This window comes from Companilactobacillus furfuricola, assembly GCF_003946325.1.
Lineage (GTDB): Bacteria > Bacillota > Bacilli > Lactobacillales > Lactobacillaceae > Companilactobacillus > Companilactobacillus furfuricola.
This window is the reverse complement of the sequence record NZ_RHNT01000002.1, coordinates 1-14,535: the sequence shown is the minus strand read 5'-3', so window position 1 is coordinate 14,535 and position 14,535 is coordinate 1. Positions and strand designations below refer to the sequence as shown.

Sequence of the window (14,535 nt, the reverse complement as noted above, 5' to 3'; positions counted from 1 at the left end):
TCGGTCAATCTTGACCTTCTCGGATAAAGCACCTCAGTAAAACGAATTTTTTGAATTCTTATTATTGAAAACAACATCTGACAAAATAGGATCATCGATCTGGATCACATCAACACCAAGATCGATCAAACGTTGAATTTCGTTAGAAAGTAATTTAACGACATCTTGTCCTAATTCGTTTCTATCTTCATAGATCTCACCGGTAACTTCTTTGAGCCACATTGATCTAGTTAACAAATAAGGACTAGGAATAGTCGCCTTGATCGGATGATCTGTCAAGGTCTTCATGCGCTTGATCTCTTCATAATCAAGCACACTGTTCGTATCGATCCGATCGACCGCAATAGGATTGTTGATGTAACCATCGTCAGCATCCATTTGCTTAACACTTTCCTTAAATTTTTCTTCATTGTCGGCTTTTTGAGCAATTTCTTTCAGTGACATTAACTTAACGCCCTTAACCTTATCAGCAACGAAAGACATGTAGTTGTCCCGAGATAATTCCCCACTAACAACAACATCGATGCCCGAATCTTCTTGGCGTTTAAGCACATCTTTAGTATCTCTCAATAAGACTTCGTCGAATTCGTCCTGATCACCACGACTCTTAGCATCAAGCAATTCAGAACTTCTAGGCATACTACCCATCAACGAAGTCGAAAACGGTTTAAGTTCCATGAAAAAACCTCCTATTTTTACAAAGATCGCGGAGGGAGGTGGTCAGCTGCTGAGGATTAAAACACAGAGAGCGTAAGGCGACGTTCAGCTGCCGAGGATTTAGGGACTGTCAGCACAAAAGGTGCGGCGAAGCCGTGCCTGCTGACAGTTTCTAAACCGGAAGCCGCTGTCGCCTGGAGCTCGTTTCAGCATCCTTGAGGATAAATATAAAAAAGACTATCCAATTTATACGGCGAAGCCGTGCCGCGACCACACGTGTTAACCGGAGGCCGCTACCTCCCGGAGCGCGTTTCCACTATAAACATAGAAGCGATCAGCTAAACAATAACCACCACTTAGCAAATCGAGCTTCTACAAAAAAATCGAAAATCTTCCAAAATCAAATATCAAGTAATCCAAACACTTTAAACATCCCAAATACCAACAAAACACCATAAAGTCAGACTTTATGGTGTCGTTGTGGATATTGCTCCAAATTAAAAAATCATTTTATGGATAAACAACATTATCACTAGATGCCATGATATCAACAACTTCACCCATAGTTGTATTTCCACCAACAGCTAGTTTATCGGTTAATTCAAAGTAATCAACACAGATTCCACATGAGAGAATATTGACACCCGCTTTGTCTAATTCTTTCAAGTCATCAAGTGCTTCTGAACCTTTAGCTGTTAATTTAACACCTTCGGCATAAAAGATAATGTTCTTTGGCTTCTTGTCGGTTTCTGTCAAAGAATGGATGTAAGCATTCATCAAATTTTGTGTTAATGCTTCATCCCCCGTACCCATTTCTGTACTTTTAATTACTACATCGTAAGCCATAAAAATAAATCCCCCTTTTTTTATTTAACAAATTAATTGTACCACAATCATTGATCATTGAAACCGTTTATCAAAAATCAGTTTTCGAAAAATATCAATTGTACCAACGATTGTAAACGTTCGCTCATCAAATGTGAACACAATCATTTGTGAAACAATTTATTCTTATTTTTTGCAATCTTTTGCGGTGACGTCACAAAAATCTCGTGATTTTATTTTATTTTTTTGGTCTGGATTTTCGATGAGCATTAATTTAGTTGACTATTAAAAATGAAGTTGTGGCAATAAAGTTCTCACCAAATGGATCAAGTTTTGAATTTCTTTTGAATTAGGAATCTTAGCATTGATTAAGTAATATTTTATTGAATAATCCTGAGACAACTGTTGAAAAGGTACGATCGTATTCTCTATTGACTTCTTACATACAATCGACTGCCCGATCCCTAGCGTAACTAAACGACTGATCAAATTACTGTCATTTACTTTCAATACTTTCTTAGGCTTTATATTATTTTCTGTAAAATATTTTTCAGTATGTTCGAGCTGAATGGATCCTGGACGGCCCAGTATCCAAAGTGGATTGTTTACATCCCCAGCATGAACCAAGGCATCATTTGCGAACGATAGTTGTTCGACATCGCTTGATGTAAATGGTCTCTCAACCAAGCCAAAATCCAATTCATGCTTTGTAATGGAATCAAGGATCGACTCGGAATCTTGGATAACAATTTCAAAATCAAACAGCATATTTCTATTTTCTAAACTATCGATCAAATGGGGAATTATATAAATGGCGTTCATAGGAGAAACTCCAATCGTACAACGGACACGATTATTAGAGCGCTTTTTGACAAGATGGTTGAGTGAAGATTCCCAACCATTTAACAACAATTGCGAGTCCCGATAAAATCTATTAGCGTTTTCCGTCGGGATCAACCCCTTATTCCCATTTCGCTTAAAAAAAGTTACTCCCAGTTCTTTTTCTAATTGTTTAATTTGGATAGAAACGCTTGGCTGCGTTACATATAACTCCTTTGCAGCCTTGGTAATACTTCTATATTCATATACTTTTTGAAATGTGATAATGCTTCTAAACATGAGTAAATCACCTTTATAAATTTTATTTATGCATCTATTTATAAATAAAATATCACATTGTGGTTGTGAATAAAAGTTCAAACTATAAAGCTTGATAATATGCAAATCTATTTGGTAGCAATCGTACTAAAATAAATATTTCACAATTGAAAATACGATTATTCATCCTTCTAAATGCTTACAATTAAAAAAATTTATGCTTAAATATTCCTTGTAAACGGATACAGCAATACATGAAATAACTTTAGCGGGGAGGTTTACTCATGTTCAAAGAAAACATGAAACAGGCGGGGTTAAACCCAGTACAACCAATTATTGGAATTGCCCTATTCATTCTATCTGTAATTTGGGCTTTATATTTAAATACACAGGAAAACAAACTTCCGTTAGCTCTATTTGCCTGATTGATGATCGGCTATTCACTAACTAGATCTAGAGTTGGTTTTGCTGGCGGGATCAAACGGATTTTTTATCGAGGAGAAGCTAGTCTGACAAACGCATTATTAGTAATGTTTGCTATAACAGCAATCATTAACGTGGGAATTCAATGGTTTGCTGCTAGTAAGGGCGCATTACCAGCATGGCTAGTCACCAGTGAGACCCAATCAATAATCCCAGGAACTCAAAACGTTAGGATCGGAAATGTTTCAACTGCCGTTGGTGGTTTCTTGTTTGGTATCGGTATGATGCTTGCTGGTGGTTGCGCCAGCGGTACCCTGACCGACTTTGGTGAAGGAGAAGGTCATTCATGGATAGCATTACCATTCTTTGTTCTCTTTGCAATACCTGGTCAAAAACTCGGTTACGACTTAGATCAATCTGCCATCGGAAAAATCGGCATTAAAGGCTGGTTGCCAGATTATGTCGGCTACGGTGGAGCGATTGCTCTTACATTACTGATATTATTAGGCTTATATTACATTACAAAGCAATATGAAAATCATAAGAAGCAAATTGGAATGTATTCATTTCCAAAATCTGATTATTTAGACTTTGAAAAGCCTTTGCCAGAAACTAAAGAACCGATCAAACCTTTTTCATGGAGTACTTACCATAAATTCTTTGTTGAAAGATGGAGTTTCATGACGGGTATCGTCGGCATTGCCATCGGTGCAATATTTGTTTTAATAACTACTGGAAAAGCTTGGGGAGTCACTACTGCTTTTGTTACATTAGATCAAAAATTTTTCCAATTATTTGGGATTGAATTTACATCACCAGCTTTTGATGAAACGGCTAAAGCTATGCAAGGAAGCCTTTTAGCTGACGGTGGGACGATCCGAAATATTGGATTAGTCCTTGGAGCCTTCATTGCTTTCTTAATGGCTGGACGTTTCAAGATGAACTTCAATTTCTCTAAAATGGATATGCTGATTTATGGATTTGGTGGCGCCTTGATGGGATTAGGTAGTAGATGTGCTCGCGGATGTAATATCGGTGCACTTTATTCCGCTATTTGTAACTTCTCGATCCACGGATATATATTCATGTTCTTCTTAATATTAGGAGGAATGTTCGGGATCAAGGCATTCTCAGGAAAAGTTTCAATCTTACCAAAATATGTTATTTCAAATTAAAAAAATTAAGTGAGGGTTATATGATGGAAAATAAAAAAATTGTTGTCGTAGGTGGAGTTGCCGGAGGAGCTTCTGCAGCTGCTAGAGCTCGTAGATTGGATGAATTTGCAGACATTACTATGTTTGAAAAAGGCCCTAACGTCTCATTTTCAAACTGTGCTTTGCCATACCACTTGAGTGGTATGATCCCCAATGCTGACGATATCGTATTGATGACACCAGAACAGTTCAAGAACCAATACGATATCGATGCTCAAGTCAATTCTGAAGTTATCAACGTCGATCCCGATAAAAAAGTAGTCGACGTTAAAGACACTAATTCAGGCGATATTAAAGAAGTTGAATATGATGAATTGATATTGTCACCCGGTGCCGATCCAATTATGCCAAAAAGTATTAAAGGAATTGATCGTGGGAATGTTTTCTCGGTCAGAAACGTTGTTGATATTAAGAGGATCCAAGCTTACATTGACGAAAATAACGTAACAGACATTGCTGTTATTGGTGGTGGGTTTATCGGCCTTGAAGTCTGTGAAAATCTAGCTTCAGCCGGTAAAAAAGTTTCTCTAGTTGAGGCAGCCGATCACGTCTTAGGAACTGTTGATGAAGATTTCGCCCAAATCATCCATAAGGAATTATATGATAATGGTATTAATTTAGTCTTAGGCGATGGCTTAGCAGAGATTTCAAGCGATAACATCAAATTAGGCTCAGGCAAAGAAATCACTGCACAAATGGTCATTGTCGCAATCGGTGTTAAACCATCGACACACTTAGCTGAAAAAATCGGCTGCAAAATCGGTTTAACTGGCGGAATAAAAGTTGATCACCATTATGAAACAAGCATCCCTAACATTTATGCTATTGGCGATGCAATTGAAGTAAGTAATATGCTAACGAGAAAGAAAACTCGACTTGCTTTAGCTTTCCCAGCACAAATGCAAGCTAGAGATGCCGTCGATCATATGTACGGTAGAACTACTAAGAATACTGGTGTAATTGGCTCACAAGCTATTCATATCTTTGATTTAAACATCACTTCTACCGGCTTGACGGAAAAAGAGTGCATTAAAAATGGAATCGACTATCGAACAGTCACAGTTATCCCTAAGAGTCGCGTTGGTTTGATGCCGGATGCTACACCACTGCATACAAAATTGATCTTTGGCTATCCAAATGGCGAATTACTAGGTGGACAAGCTCTAGGTAAGTCAGATGTTGATAAGCAAATGGACATTGTGGCAGCAGTGATTTCGATGCATGGAAACATTTCTGATTTAACGCATCTTGAAGTTTGTTATTCTCCTTGGTTCAGTACTGCAAAGAACTCCGTCAATATGGCAGGTCTAGTAGCAGAAAATATTCTGAACGATGAATTCAAAGAGGTACAAGCTCACGAAGTTCGTTCATTAGTTGAAAATGGTGCTTTAATTGTCGATGCCCGTGAACCTGACGAATATGCTGAAAGTCATATCAACGGTGCCGTCAATATCCCATTAAGTCAATTTAGAGATCGTCTCGACGAGATCCCAACTGATAAACCGGTATACGTCCACTGCTTGGCAGGTCAACGTAGCTATAACATGGTACGTGCTTTAAATAATCGTGGCTATGAAAACGTTTATAATATTTCTGGTTCATATCTGGAAATTTGTGAATACGAATACTTTAAAGATCAAACAACTGATCGTAAGCCTATAGTCAACGGCTACCGGTTCGATCTCTTGTAAAAATAGGAGTTGTGGAAATGAAAAAAAAGTCACTAACCATTTCTGTTTGGGCTTTCATATTAATTGTCTGGTTCACTGTGACTAATCTAGGATGGGTATCCCCCATCCTATTTCCATCCCCACAGGAAGTTTTCAAAACTTTCGTTGGCATCATTACTCACGGCTATAACAATATCCCCTTTTGGGAACATTTAGGGATTACTTTGTTTAGACTATTCTCAGCCATATTTTTGGCAATAATCACCGCAGTCCCTTTAGGGTTAGCATCGGGAACGTCGGATACCTTCAATGCGATCATTGATTCCCTGATCCAGTTTTATCGTCCCATCCCGCCACTGGCTTACTATACGATCTTGATCTTGTGGTTAGGGATCGGCGAAACTTCCAAAATAGTTTTACTTTATTTAGCGGCATTTGCTCCAATTTATTTAGCCTGTGTTGAAGGAGTAAAACACATCAACAGTGATTATATTTTAAGTGCCAAGTCTCTGGGAGCGAATCCGTGGTTCGTCTTCAGATGGGTAGTCTTTCCAGGAGCCTTACCAAATATTTTCACCGGGATCAGAACGGCGATGGGAGTATCTTTTTCGACCTTAGTTGCCGCAGAAATGGTTGCTTCGACCTCTGGAATTGGTTGGATGGTCATTGATGCTTCCAAATACTTGAAGAGTAGCGTAATGTTTTTAGGAATTCTGATCTTAGGTGGACTAGGATTATTATTAGATTTTATCCTCCAAAAAATTGAACAAAAATGGATTTTTTGGAAAGGTAAAAGCTAATGAAAAAAAGTAAATTAACCCTCCTGATATTGTCGTTATTTTTATTTTTGACGGCTTGTACTAGTACGGACAATAATTCCGATCAAATTAAAATTGGGATCCTTAATACGCCTAATGATGTTGCTGTCGCAAGAAATTTAAATTATTTTGAAAAGGAATTCCCTGGCAAACAATTGAAATTCATTACGTTTGATTCGGGCGTTGATGCCAATAAGGCTTTAATGTCAGGCGGAGTAGATTTTGCTACCATGGGTGATACTAATGGCGTAGTTGCCTTGACTGCCGACATCCCTGTAAAGTTGCTATGGATCAATGAAATTTGTGGAAATAACGAACAGTTAATAGTTAAGAAGAGCTCTAATATCAAAAATATCCAGGATTTGAAGGGCAAGAAAATCGCCACTCCTTTTGCCTCCACGTCACACTATAGTTTGATGATCGTTTTGAAAAAGTATCATTTAGAAGACAAGGTAACGGTTTTAGACATGGATACCCAAAACATCGTGGCAGCTTGGAAACGAGGCAATATCGACGCTGCTTACACTTGGCAACCGACCTTAACACAATTACAAAGTGATGGAAAAACGCTATTAGACAGCTCAACTTTGGGAAACTGGGGCTATTCAACGGGAAACGTTACCTTAGTAAGAGATCAATTTCTCAAAGATCGACCAAAAGATGTCGAGAAATTTGTCAAAGTATTATCCAAAGCCCATAAATTGAGAAAATCCAATTACCATTTGGCAGTCAAAGCCGCCGCCAAACAGACGGGGATCAGCGTAAGCGATGCTGATAAACAAATGAAAGGCACGGACTGGATCTCAATTGATCAAGAATATTCAACCAATTATTTAGGAAACAAGCGCAATATCGGACAATTTGTCAAAGAAATGCAAGTTGCCGGAAAATTCATGTATGGTCAACAGACGATCAGTTATGCACCTGGATTTGATGAATTTAATAATTTCACTTATAGATTTGGTGGTGATCAATTTTGGAAACACTGATTAAAGCAAACAATCTGTCAATCAAATATCCAAATACAACGGAAAAAATCATTGATAAAACTAATTTTGAGATTCAAGATAATGAGATTTTCGTCTTAGTTGGTCCTTCAGGTTGTGGGAAAAGTACTATCTTGCAAGCAGTAGCTGGCTTCATTCCTGCTGACGGAGAACTACTAATGGATGGAGAAAAAATTACAGAGCCAGACTGGAATAGAGGCGTTGTCTTCCAGAACTCATCACTGTACCCATGGCTGACAGTTGAAAAAAACATCGGTTTTGGATTGAAAGCTAGAGGATTTTCAAAAGAGAAAATCCAAAAACGTGTTAGTTACCTGCTAGATATCATCGGATTAAGTGAACAAAGAAATACAAAAACCTTTGAACTCTCTGGCGGTATGAAACAAAGAGTAGCCATTGCCAGAGTCTTAGCCAACAAATCCGAGCTTCTGCTGATGGATGAGCCTTTTGGAGCTTTAGATGCCTTTACAAGATTTAAGATGCAAAAATTAATATTAGATATCTGGGCTAAAGAAAAAACTAGCATTCTAATGATCACTCACGATTTAAATGAGGCTATTCGTTGTAGCAATAAAATTGCCGTCATGAATAGTCACGATAAAAAAATTGTCGAAATTTTCAATAATCAATTTCAAGGGATCGATGCTGAAAATATAGAAGATTTCGAAATAGAAAAAAAGGTCGATACATTCCGCAGTCAAATATTGAGTTTGATCAACAGTTAAACAAACGAATCTCCTAGTAATTCCCCCTAATTTTTAACTAATTAAGACTAATTTATTTTCGGTTTATTAATTAAAGTTAGATTTAAGTTATAATTTTTATGTTTCTTTTGTATCTAAAATTTAATACTAACGTCATGGTTAAGTAACCGTCGAAATATTATGATAAGAGGTGAATATCGATATAACGGATCGAGGGTTATATTGGATTTAGAAGAGGAATTACTATTATGAAGAAGACAAAGAGATTTGTTTTAACTACCGCGATTGTAGCCAGTTTATCTCTGGGAGCTGCTACAACTGCTGTTTCACCACAAACATCACAAGCTGCAGGATTATCTGATATTTTATCAAGCTTAACTTCAGGTGACACAAGTTCTCTATCAAGTTTGATTTCTGGTACTACTAACTCTTTAGATGGCTCAACAACTACAGGTGTAAATGTTTCTAACTTAGGAGACACAATAACTCTAGTTGGTGGTACTGAACCAACAGAAGAAAATATCAAAGCTGCTATTGGTGGAGATCCTACTTTCTTAGGACTAATACCTGCCAACATAAAGGTCAGCGATGACGGTACTGAAGTTACTTTCACACCTGACTTGAATATCGATCTCGGAAGTTTTGGCGATGCTATCAATAAACTTATTGGTACAAGCAAAACTGTTAAAATTGCCTATTCATCAGCAATCACTTTCCAAGGTGGACAAACATCTACTAATGTAAAAAAGGGTGACAAGACTTTTGATTTAAACTCGTCAAATACATACAAGATCACACCAGAAGCTAATTTAACTGGTGTTGACGTTGTCGATAATGGTCAATTCAACTATGCCTACCCTGGTAGCTACACAGTAGTAGTTCAACCTCAGTACTCAGATGGCACAAAGAGCGAAGAGACATCTCTAACTGTCAACGTTCTTGATGCCCAATGGTCAAACACTGATCAAACAATTCTTAAAGGTCAACAAGTAGACACAAGTGCTATCACTGCAACTGATACTATTGGTAACACACTTGACATAACAGCTGATACTTCAGATGTTAATACTTCAAAAGTCGGCGACTACAAAGTTACATACACAGGTACTGACAAAGCATTAGGTTGGAACGGTGAACCAATGACTTGGACAAAGACTGGTACGGTTCATGTCGTAAATTCTGACAGTTCACAAACGATCAGTTTCCAAGATGCCAACTCTGGTGACGTTATTGACACAACAACTATCACTGGTGCAGATGGACAAAGCAAAACTGTTACACCACCTGCAGGTTATGAATTAGTTAACGATGCCGACAGTTCAATTACATTGCAAAAAGGAGCACATTCTTCAACTGTTCAAGTAGTTAAAGAAGGTTCTTCAGTAGCAACACCATTCACAGGAACAGTCGCAACATACGCTAACGGCGGGGTCGTTCCACTTTATAGTAGTGGCGGAACACAAACAACACGTTCATTAGCACCAAACTCCGACTGGGCAACAGATCAAACAAAGACCATCGATGGTGAAACATTCTACCGTGTATCAACAAATGAATGGGTCAAAGCATCGCAAGTTTATGCATACAACGGAACAAGCGCAACCATCACAACAAACTCAGGCTCGATCAAAGCCCTATACACAACAGACGGAAACAAATCAACTCGTTCATTAGCACCAAACACAGCATGGTACACAGACAGAACAGCCACAATCAACGGCGCATCAATGTATCGTGTATCAACAAACGAATGGATCAATTCTACTGACGTTCATTAAAAAAGAGCGCGATTTAAAAAAGAGAGCGGAGGGAGGTTGGTCAGCTGCTGAGGATTAACGCGAGTGGTCGCACAAGGTGCGGCAAAGCCGCCCCGCGACCACACGTGTTAACCAGAGGCCGCTACCTCCCGGAGCTCGTTTCAAAATAGAGAGCGCAGGGAGATGGTCAGCTGCTGAGGATTTAGGGACTGTCAGCACCCAAGGTGCGGCAAAGCCGTGCCTGCTGACAGTTTCTAAACCGGAGGCCGCTATCTCCCGGAGCTCGTTTCCACTATAAAACGGGCAACGTTTGGCAACAAATCTAAACCCGTTTGGTATATATAATTAAGAGTTTGGCGATTAAACTACCCATGTTTGGCATAAATAATTAAGCGTTGATCGAAAAACTATTAAAGTTCAGTCCAAACAATTAATCATTTACAAACCACCAAACAAAGGCCAATTTTTTATAATCCGAAACTCAAAAAAAGAGTGCGATCCCCCATGGGAGAGCACTCTTTTTCCATCCACCCAACTTTGTAGATTCCTGACCCATATGATAATATTGGTATCAACCAATTTAGGGGGGATCTAATTTTGGAAAAATTAGTACGTAATAAAATTCCGGATATCGTTGGGGATAAAGCGAAATTCAAAATTTTGTCGAATGCACAGTTTCGCATTGCTTTACGGAAAAAGCTAGCTGAGGAAGCTCAGGAAGTTGAAAAAGCTGAATCCAGAGCTAATTTAGTTGAAGAATTAGGCGACTTAGAAGAATTGATTCACGCTATTTTAGAGGATTCATCCATCACATATGAAGAAATGGATAGTATGCGTCACGCAAAAAGTATGCAAAAAGGTGATTTTTCAGAAAAAATTGCTATGATAACCGCAGATTAACTTTTTGTCGGGGATACAAATTGTGTTAATTCAATGACAAGTTTATCATGAAGATACAAATGAAAAGGAGGCATCAAAAATGGAAATATTTACATTATTCATCGTTGCACTATTAGGTCTAGAACACATCGGCATTGGACTTTTCGAGATTTTTGGGACTCCAACTAAACAAGCCGAAGCCTTTGACATGCCACTGGAATTTGTGAAAAACAAAAATGCTAAAACTGCCCTAGCCAATCAAGGCATCTACAATGCGATGCTGGGTATTTTGATATTACTAATGATTTTATTCTTCACCGGTGTCACGCTTAAATATATTTTGATCCTATTAACTTCATTTGTTCTGATCGTAGCCATTTTTGGTGCCTTAACCGCTACGAAAAAAATCATTTTACTCCAAGGATTACCGGCACTCATCAGTTTATTACTCGTAATCTTTTTCTACGCTTAAAAAAGAATCACTAAGTTTGATGATTTCAATTATAATTAACTACATATTGATTTAGAATGGGTACAATTTTATGAAAAAAGATTCACTGTTAAAAAGTTCTGTTTGGATCTCACTCAGTGGGATCGTCTCCAGAGTTCTAGGTGTTGTTTATATCATCCCTTGGAATATTTGGATCGGTGCTGCTGCCGTTGGTGTCGCAAATGCCTTATACGCTCGAGTTTATAACATTTACAATTTATTCTTGATCATTGCAACAGCAGGGATCCCTTCTGCTATTTCCAAGGAAGTTGCGGCTTCTAATTCACTCGGTCATTATCGGCAAAGTGAAAAGATCCTAAAGAAATATAGTCTTTATATGACCATGATCGGTATTGTTTTAGCTGCCATCATGTTCTTTGGCGCTAAGTATGTCGCTATCATATTTGCTGCTGGAGACATGCGTGTCGTTACTCCGATAAAATATTTAAGTATCGCGATGCTAGTCATCCCTGCTCTAGGTATTTTAAGAGGTTATATTCAAGGATATGCGTTCATCTCGCTCTCGGCTTTTTCCCAAGTTATCGAACAAATTGCTCGAGTTGCTTACATGCTTTACGCAACTTATATGATCATGATCGTTCAAAACGGAAATTACATGCAAGCCGTTAATCAGTCGACTCTAGCATCCTTTATTGGAGCAACTTTGGCATATGCCTATTTGCTTTGGATGAGACGGCGGGTCAGAAAAACGATCGACCCTGCAGATGAAGTGATAACAACTGATGAAGAGCAATTAGCCAAGATCAGTTTTGGTGCGATGCTAAAATCAGCCATTCCGTTTTTACTAGTCGATACTATTATGGTTGTTTTACAATTGTTCGACCAAACGACCTTCTCCTGGATCTACCAAGAGATCATCCACGCTAGCACTAAGACTATCGATAATTTATATGCTATGTTCGGATTTCAAGCTAACAAGTTGATCATGGTCCTAGTCTCACTAGCTATCTCCGTTTCAGCTTCTGTCATCCCTGCCCTTTCAGCTCTGATCAGTCGAAAAGCAGAAAACAAGCAGATCCAAAAATTAATGCGAAATATTGTCGAATTTACTATTTTCTTGATCTTACCAGCAACTTTTGGAATGATCGCTATCGGTTCACCATTATGGACCCTATTCTATGGACCAAGTACGCAAGGAGGATATGTCCTAGCCGTGTCATGCATTGAAGCGATCTTCTATTGTATTTTCATGATCTTAGAAAATATCCTTCAAGTAACGCATCACGTAAAAACATCAATGTGGTTCTTACTATTGTCATACATCATCAAAGTAGTTCTCCAGTTACCATTGACTTTATATCTAGGTGTATACGGACCACTACTATCATCGATTTTAGCTTTCGCAATAATGGGCCACTTTGCCTTCAGATTGATCAACAAAGAATTCAACATCGTAAACAAGGACTTAGCTAAACGATTGTTAAGAATAACCGTAAATAGCACCGTCATGCTAGCATTAGTAGGAGCAGCAGTATATTTACTCTCACTAGCGATAGATGTTCGCTACAAAGTTGGAGCAACGATAGTATTGTCAATTGGCGCAATCATAGGGATCGCAATCTACGGATTCCTTGGCTACAAAGATGGATCATTAAACATCTTAAAGAAAATCAAAAACACCGAGATCTATTAAAAAATTACAGAAATGAAACAAAGCTTTTCTACTTTTTCAAAAAATGAAAATAACCTCATCAAAAAGCCTGAATCAGTACGATTCAAGAAAAAGGATGAGGTTATTTTTTTGGCTAAAGCAAGCCTTACTATAAAAAATACCTTAACCACTATCACTTCCCCGAGGTCTGGCAATGAACCACCATCCCCAACAATTTTCAGAAAATTTGACGATAACATCATGACAATGATAATATTCTAATATCATTTCACTAATATCAGGAGGCAACAAAATAGTGCTAGTAGGAAGTATAGAAGCCGGCGGAACAAAATTCGTATGCGCAGTAGGAAACGAAGATTACAGCATCAAAGATAGCGTACATTTCCCCACAACAACACCTGAGGAAACATTACGTAAAACAATCGACTACTTCAAGCAATTTGACGTAGAAGCAATTGGTATCGCATCATTTGGACCAATCGAACAAAGAAAGAATCATCCAAAATATGGATATATTACAAAGACGCCTAAAAAACATTGGGCCAACGTTGATTTCGTAGGAACATTGAAGAAAGAATTAGACGTGCCAATGTTTTGGACAACTGACGTAAATGGATCAGCTTATGGCGAATACGTTATGTCCACATTATCAAATGAAAAAATCGATTCATTAGTTTATTACACGATCGGAACTGGTGTCGGTGGTGGCGCTATTGAAAATGGTCACTTCATCGGAAACATTGGACACCCCGAAATGGGACACACCTTCGTTAAACGCCATCCTGATGATTTAGATTTCAAGGGGATCTGCCCATTCCACGGCGACTGTCTTGAAGGATTGGTTGCCGGACCTACCTTTGACGCACGTTTAAATAAACCCGGTAAAGATGTACCTCTATCAGACCACACATGGGATATCATGGCTTACTATGTAGCACAAGCTGCCATTCAAGTAACCCTCATCCTCCGTCCAGACAAAATCGTCTTCGGTGGTGGCGTAGTTAGCGAACAATTCTTGGACAAAGTCCGTGAACAATTCTCAGAATTACTTAATGATTACGTTGACGTACCAGATCTAAAGAAATACATCATGATGCCATTAGTTAAAAACAATGGCTCTGCAACCGTTGGTGACTTTGCCTTAGCAATTCGCGAACTACAAGAATAATCAGAGAGCGCAACGAGGTTAGTCAACTACTAACCAGAAAACGTAAATAAAATCTCATAAAAAGAGGCTGTGACATAAGTCTCCAAAAAAGGGTGTTGTATTAGAACCGTCAGGCTCTGATACAACACCCTTTTTGATATAATTATATGTATAAAAAAGAGCATCGGTCGCACCCGATACTCTAAGTACTTC

At 38.4% G+C, this 14,535-nt stretch carries 15 protein-coding genes; 12 read left to right on the top strand and 3 right to left on the bottom strand.

The features are described 5' to 3' along the window. Positions 1-33 precede the first annotated feature (33 nt). The 3 genes from EKM78_RS13460 to EKM78_RS01180 all read right to left on the bottom strand — a co-directional run bounded on the left by EKM78_RS13460 (position 34) and on the right by EKM78_RS01180 (position 2,601). Positions 34-678, bottom strand: a complete 645-nt coding sequence (locus tag EKM78_RS13460) for a 5-methyltetrahydropteroyltriglutamate--homocysteine methyltransferase (protein ID WP_125768164.1) — start codon at positions 676-678, stop codon at positions 34-36. 489 nt (positions 679-1,167) lie between these two features. Beyond that, positions 1,168-1,503, bottom strand: coding sequence for a sulfurtransferase-like selenium metabolism protein YedF (gene yedF, locus EKM78_RS01185; protein ID WP_125768161.1), 336 nt, complete (start codon positions 1,501-1,503; stop codon positions 1,168-1,170). Between the two features lie 264 nt (positions 1,504-1,767). Continuing rightward, positions 1,768-2,601 carry a LysR family transcriptional regulator gene (locus tag EKM78_RS01180; RefSeq protein ID WP_125768158.1) on the bottom strand — a complete coding sequence of 278 codons (834 nt, stop codon included), beginning with the start codon at positions 2,599-2,601 and terminating at the stop codon, positions 1,768-1,770. Between the two features lie 263 nt (positions 2,602-2,864). Here EKM78_RS01180 and EKM78_RS13035 point away from each other — a divergent pair, with 263 nt between their 5' ends. From EKM78_RS13035 to scrK, 12 genes are all read left to right on the top strand, one after another. Continuing rightward, entirely contained in the window at positions 2,865-3,005 is a 141-nt protein-coding gene (locus tag EKM78_RS13035) for a hypothetical protein (RefSeq protein WP_245994723.1), read from the top strand. A gap of 3 nt (positions 3,006-3,008) precedes the next feature. Next, a complete protein-coding gene (locus EKM78_RS01175) occupies positions 3,009-4,178 on the top strand; it encodes a YeeE/YedE family protein (protein WP_245994721.1) in 1,170 nt (389 codons plus the stop codon). Positions 4,179-4,201: 23 nt separating this feature from the next. Next, on the top strand, positions 4,202-5,908 hold the full coding sequence (locus EKM78_RS01170; RefSeq protein ID WP_125768503.1) for an FAD-dependent oxidoreductase: 1,707 nt from the start codon (positions 4,202-4,204) through the stop codon (positions 5,906-5,908). Positions 5,909-5,925: 17 nt separating this feature from the next. After that, a complete protein-coding gene (locus tag EKM78_RS01165) occupies positions 5,926-6,687 on the top strand; it encodes an ABC transporter permease (RefSeq protein WP_125768155.1) in 762 nt (253 codons plus the stop codon). A gap of 29 nt (positions 6,688-6,716) precedes the next feature. Beyond that, positions 6,717-7,694: a taurine ABC transporter substrate-binding protein gene (locus EKM78_RS01160; protein ID WP_164507132.1), complete on the top strand. Its 978-nt coding sequence runs from the start codon at positions 6,717-6,719 to the stop codon at positions 7,692-7,694. Continuing rightward, entirely contained in the window at positions 7,682-8,437 is a 756-nt protein-coding gene (locus EKM78_RS01155) for an ABC transporter ATP-binding protein (protein WP_164507131.1), read from the top strand. Before EKM78_RS01160 ends, EKM78_RS01155 begins: the two co-directional genes overlap by 13 nt. A 227-nt stretch (positions 8,438-8,664) precedes the next feature. Then, the gene (locus EKM78_RS13030) at positions 8,665-10,194 is read left to right on the top strand and encodes an SLAP domain-containing protein (RefSeq protein WP_125768147.1); all 1,530 of its coding nucleotides are present in this window, start codon (positions 8,665-8,667) and stop codon (positions 10,192-10,194) included. 576 nt (positions 10,195-10,770) lie between these two features. Beyond that, the gene (locus EKM78_RS01145) at positions 10,771-11,073 is read left to right on the top strand and encodes a nucleoside triphosphate pyrophosphohydrolase (protein ID WP_125768145.1); all 303 of its coding nucleotides are present in this window, start codon (positions 10,771-10,773) and stop codon (positions 11,071-11,073) included. Between the two features lie 79 nt (positions 11,074-11,152). Continuing rightward, positions 11,153-11,524, top strand: a complete 372-nt coding sequence (locus EKM78_RS01140; protein WP_125768143.1) for a DUF1304 domain-containing protein — start codon at positions 11,153-11,155, stop codon at positions 11,522-11,524. A gap of 70 nt (positions 11,525-11,594) precedes the next feature. Further along, positions 11,595-13,196, top strand: coding sequence for a putative polysaccharide biosynthesis protein (locus EKM78_RS01135; RefSeq protein WP_125768141.1), 1,602 nt, complete (start codon positions 11,595-11,597; stop codon positions 13,194-13,196). Between the two features lie 12 nt (positions 13,197-13,208). Next, positions 13,209-13,436, top strand: coding sequence for a hypothetical protein (locus EKM78_RS12375; RefSeq protein ID WP_164507130.1), 228 nt, complete (start codon positions 13,209-13,211; stop codon positions 13,434-13,436). Positions 13,437-13,470: 34 nt separating this feature from the next. Continuing rightward, complete coding sequence (gene scrK, locus EKM78_RS01130; protein WP_125768139.1) at positions 13,471-14,343, top strand: fructokinase ScrK; 873 nt, start codon at positions 13,471-13,473, stop codon at positions 14,341-14,343. Positions 14,344-14,535 lie beyond the last annotated feature (192 nt).

Excerpts from the sequence above, each read along its gene's own strand:
- EKM78_RS12375 (WP_164507130.1), top strand. The coding sequence starts at position 13,209 with ATGAAACAAAGCTTTTCTACTTTTTCAAAAAATGAAAATAACCTCATC.
- EKM78_RS13035 (WP_245994723.1), top strand. The coding sequence starts at position 2,865 with ATGTTCAAAGAAAACATGAAACAGGCGGGGTTAAACCCAGTACAACCA.
- yedF (WP_125768161.1), bottom strand. The coding sequence starts at position 1,503 with ATGGCTTACGATGTAGTAATTAAAAGTACAGAAATGGGTACGGGGGAT.
- EKM78_RS01165 (WP_125768155.1), top strand. The coding sequence starts at position 5,926 with ATGAAAAAAAAGTCACTAACCATTTCTGTTTGGGCTTTCATATTAATT.
- EKM78_RS01170 (WP_125768503.1), top strand. The coding sequence starts at position 4,202 with ATGGAAAATAAAAAAATTGTTGTCGTAGGTGGAGTTGCCGGAGGAGCT.
- EKM78_RS01175 (WP_245994721.1), top strand. The coding sequence starts at position 3,009 with ATGATCGGCTATTCACTAACTAGATCTAGAGTTGGTTTTGCTGGCGGG.
- EKM78_RS01140 (WP_125768143.1), top strand. The coding sequence starts at position 11,153 with ATGGAAATATTTACATTATTCATCGTTGCACTATTAGGTCTAGAACAC.
- EKM78_RS13030 (WP_125768147.1), top strand. The coding sequence starts at position 8,665 with ATGAAGAAGACAAAGAGATTTGTTTTAACTACCGCGATTGTAGCCAGT.
- EKM78_RS13460 (WP_125768164.1), bottom strand. The coding sequence starts at position 678 with ATGGAACTTAAACCGTTTTCGACTTCGTTGATGGGTAGTATGCCTAGA.
- EKM78_RS01135 (WP_125768141.1), top strand. The coding sequence starts at position 11,595 with ATGAAAAAAGATTCACTGTTAAAAAGTTCTGTTTGGATCTCACTCAGT.
- EKM78_RS01180 (WP_125768158.1), bottom strand. The coding sequence starts at position 2,601 with ATGTTTAGAAGCATTATCACATTTCAAAAAGTATATGAATATAGAAGT.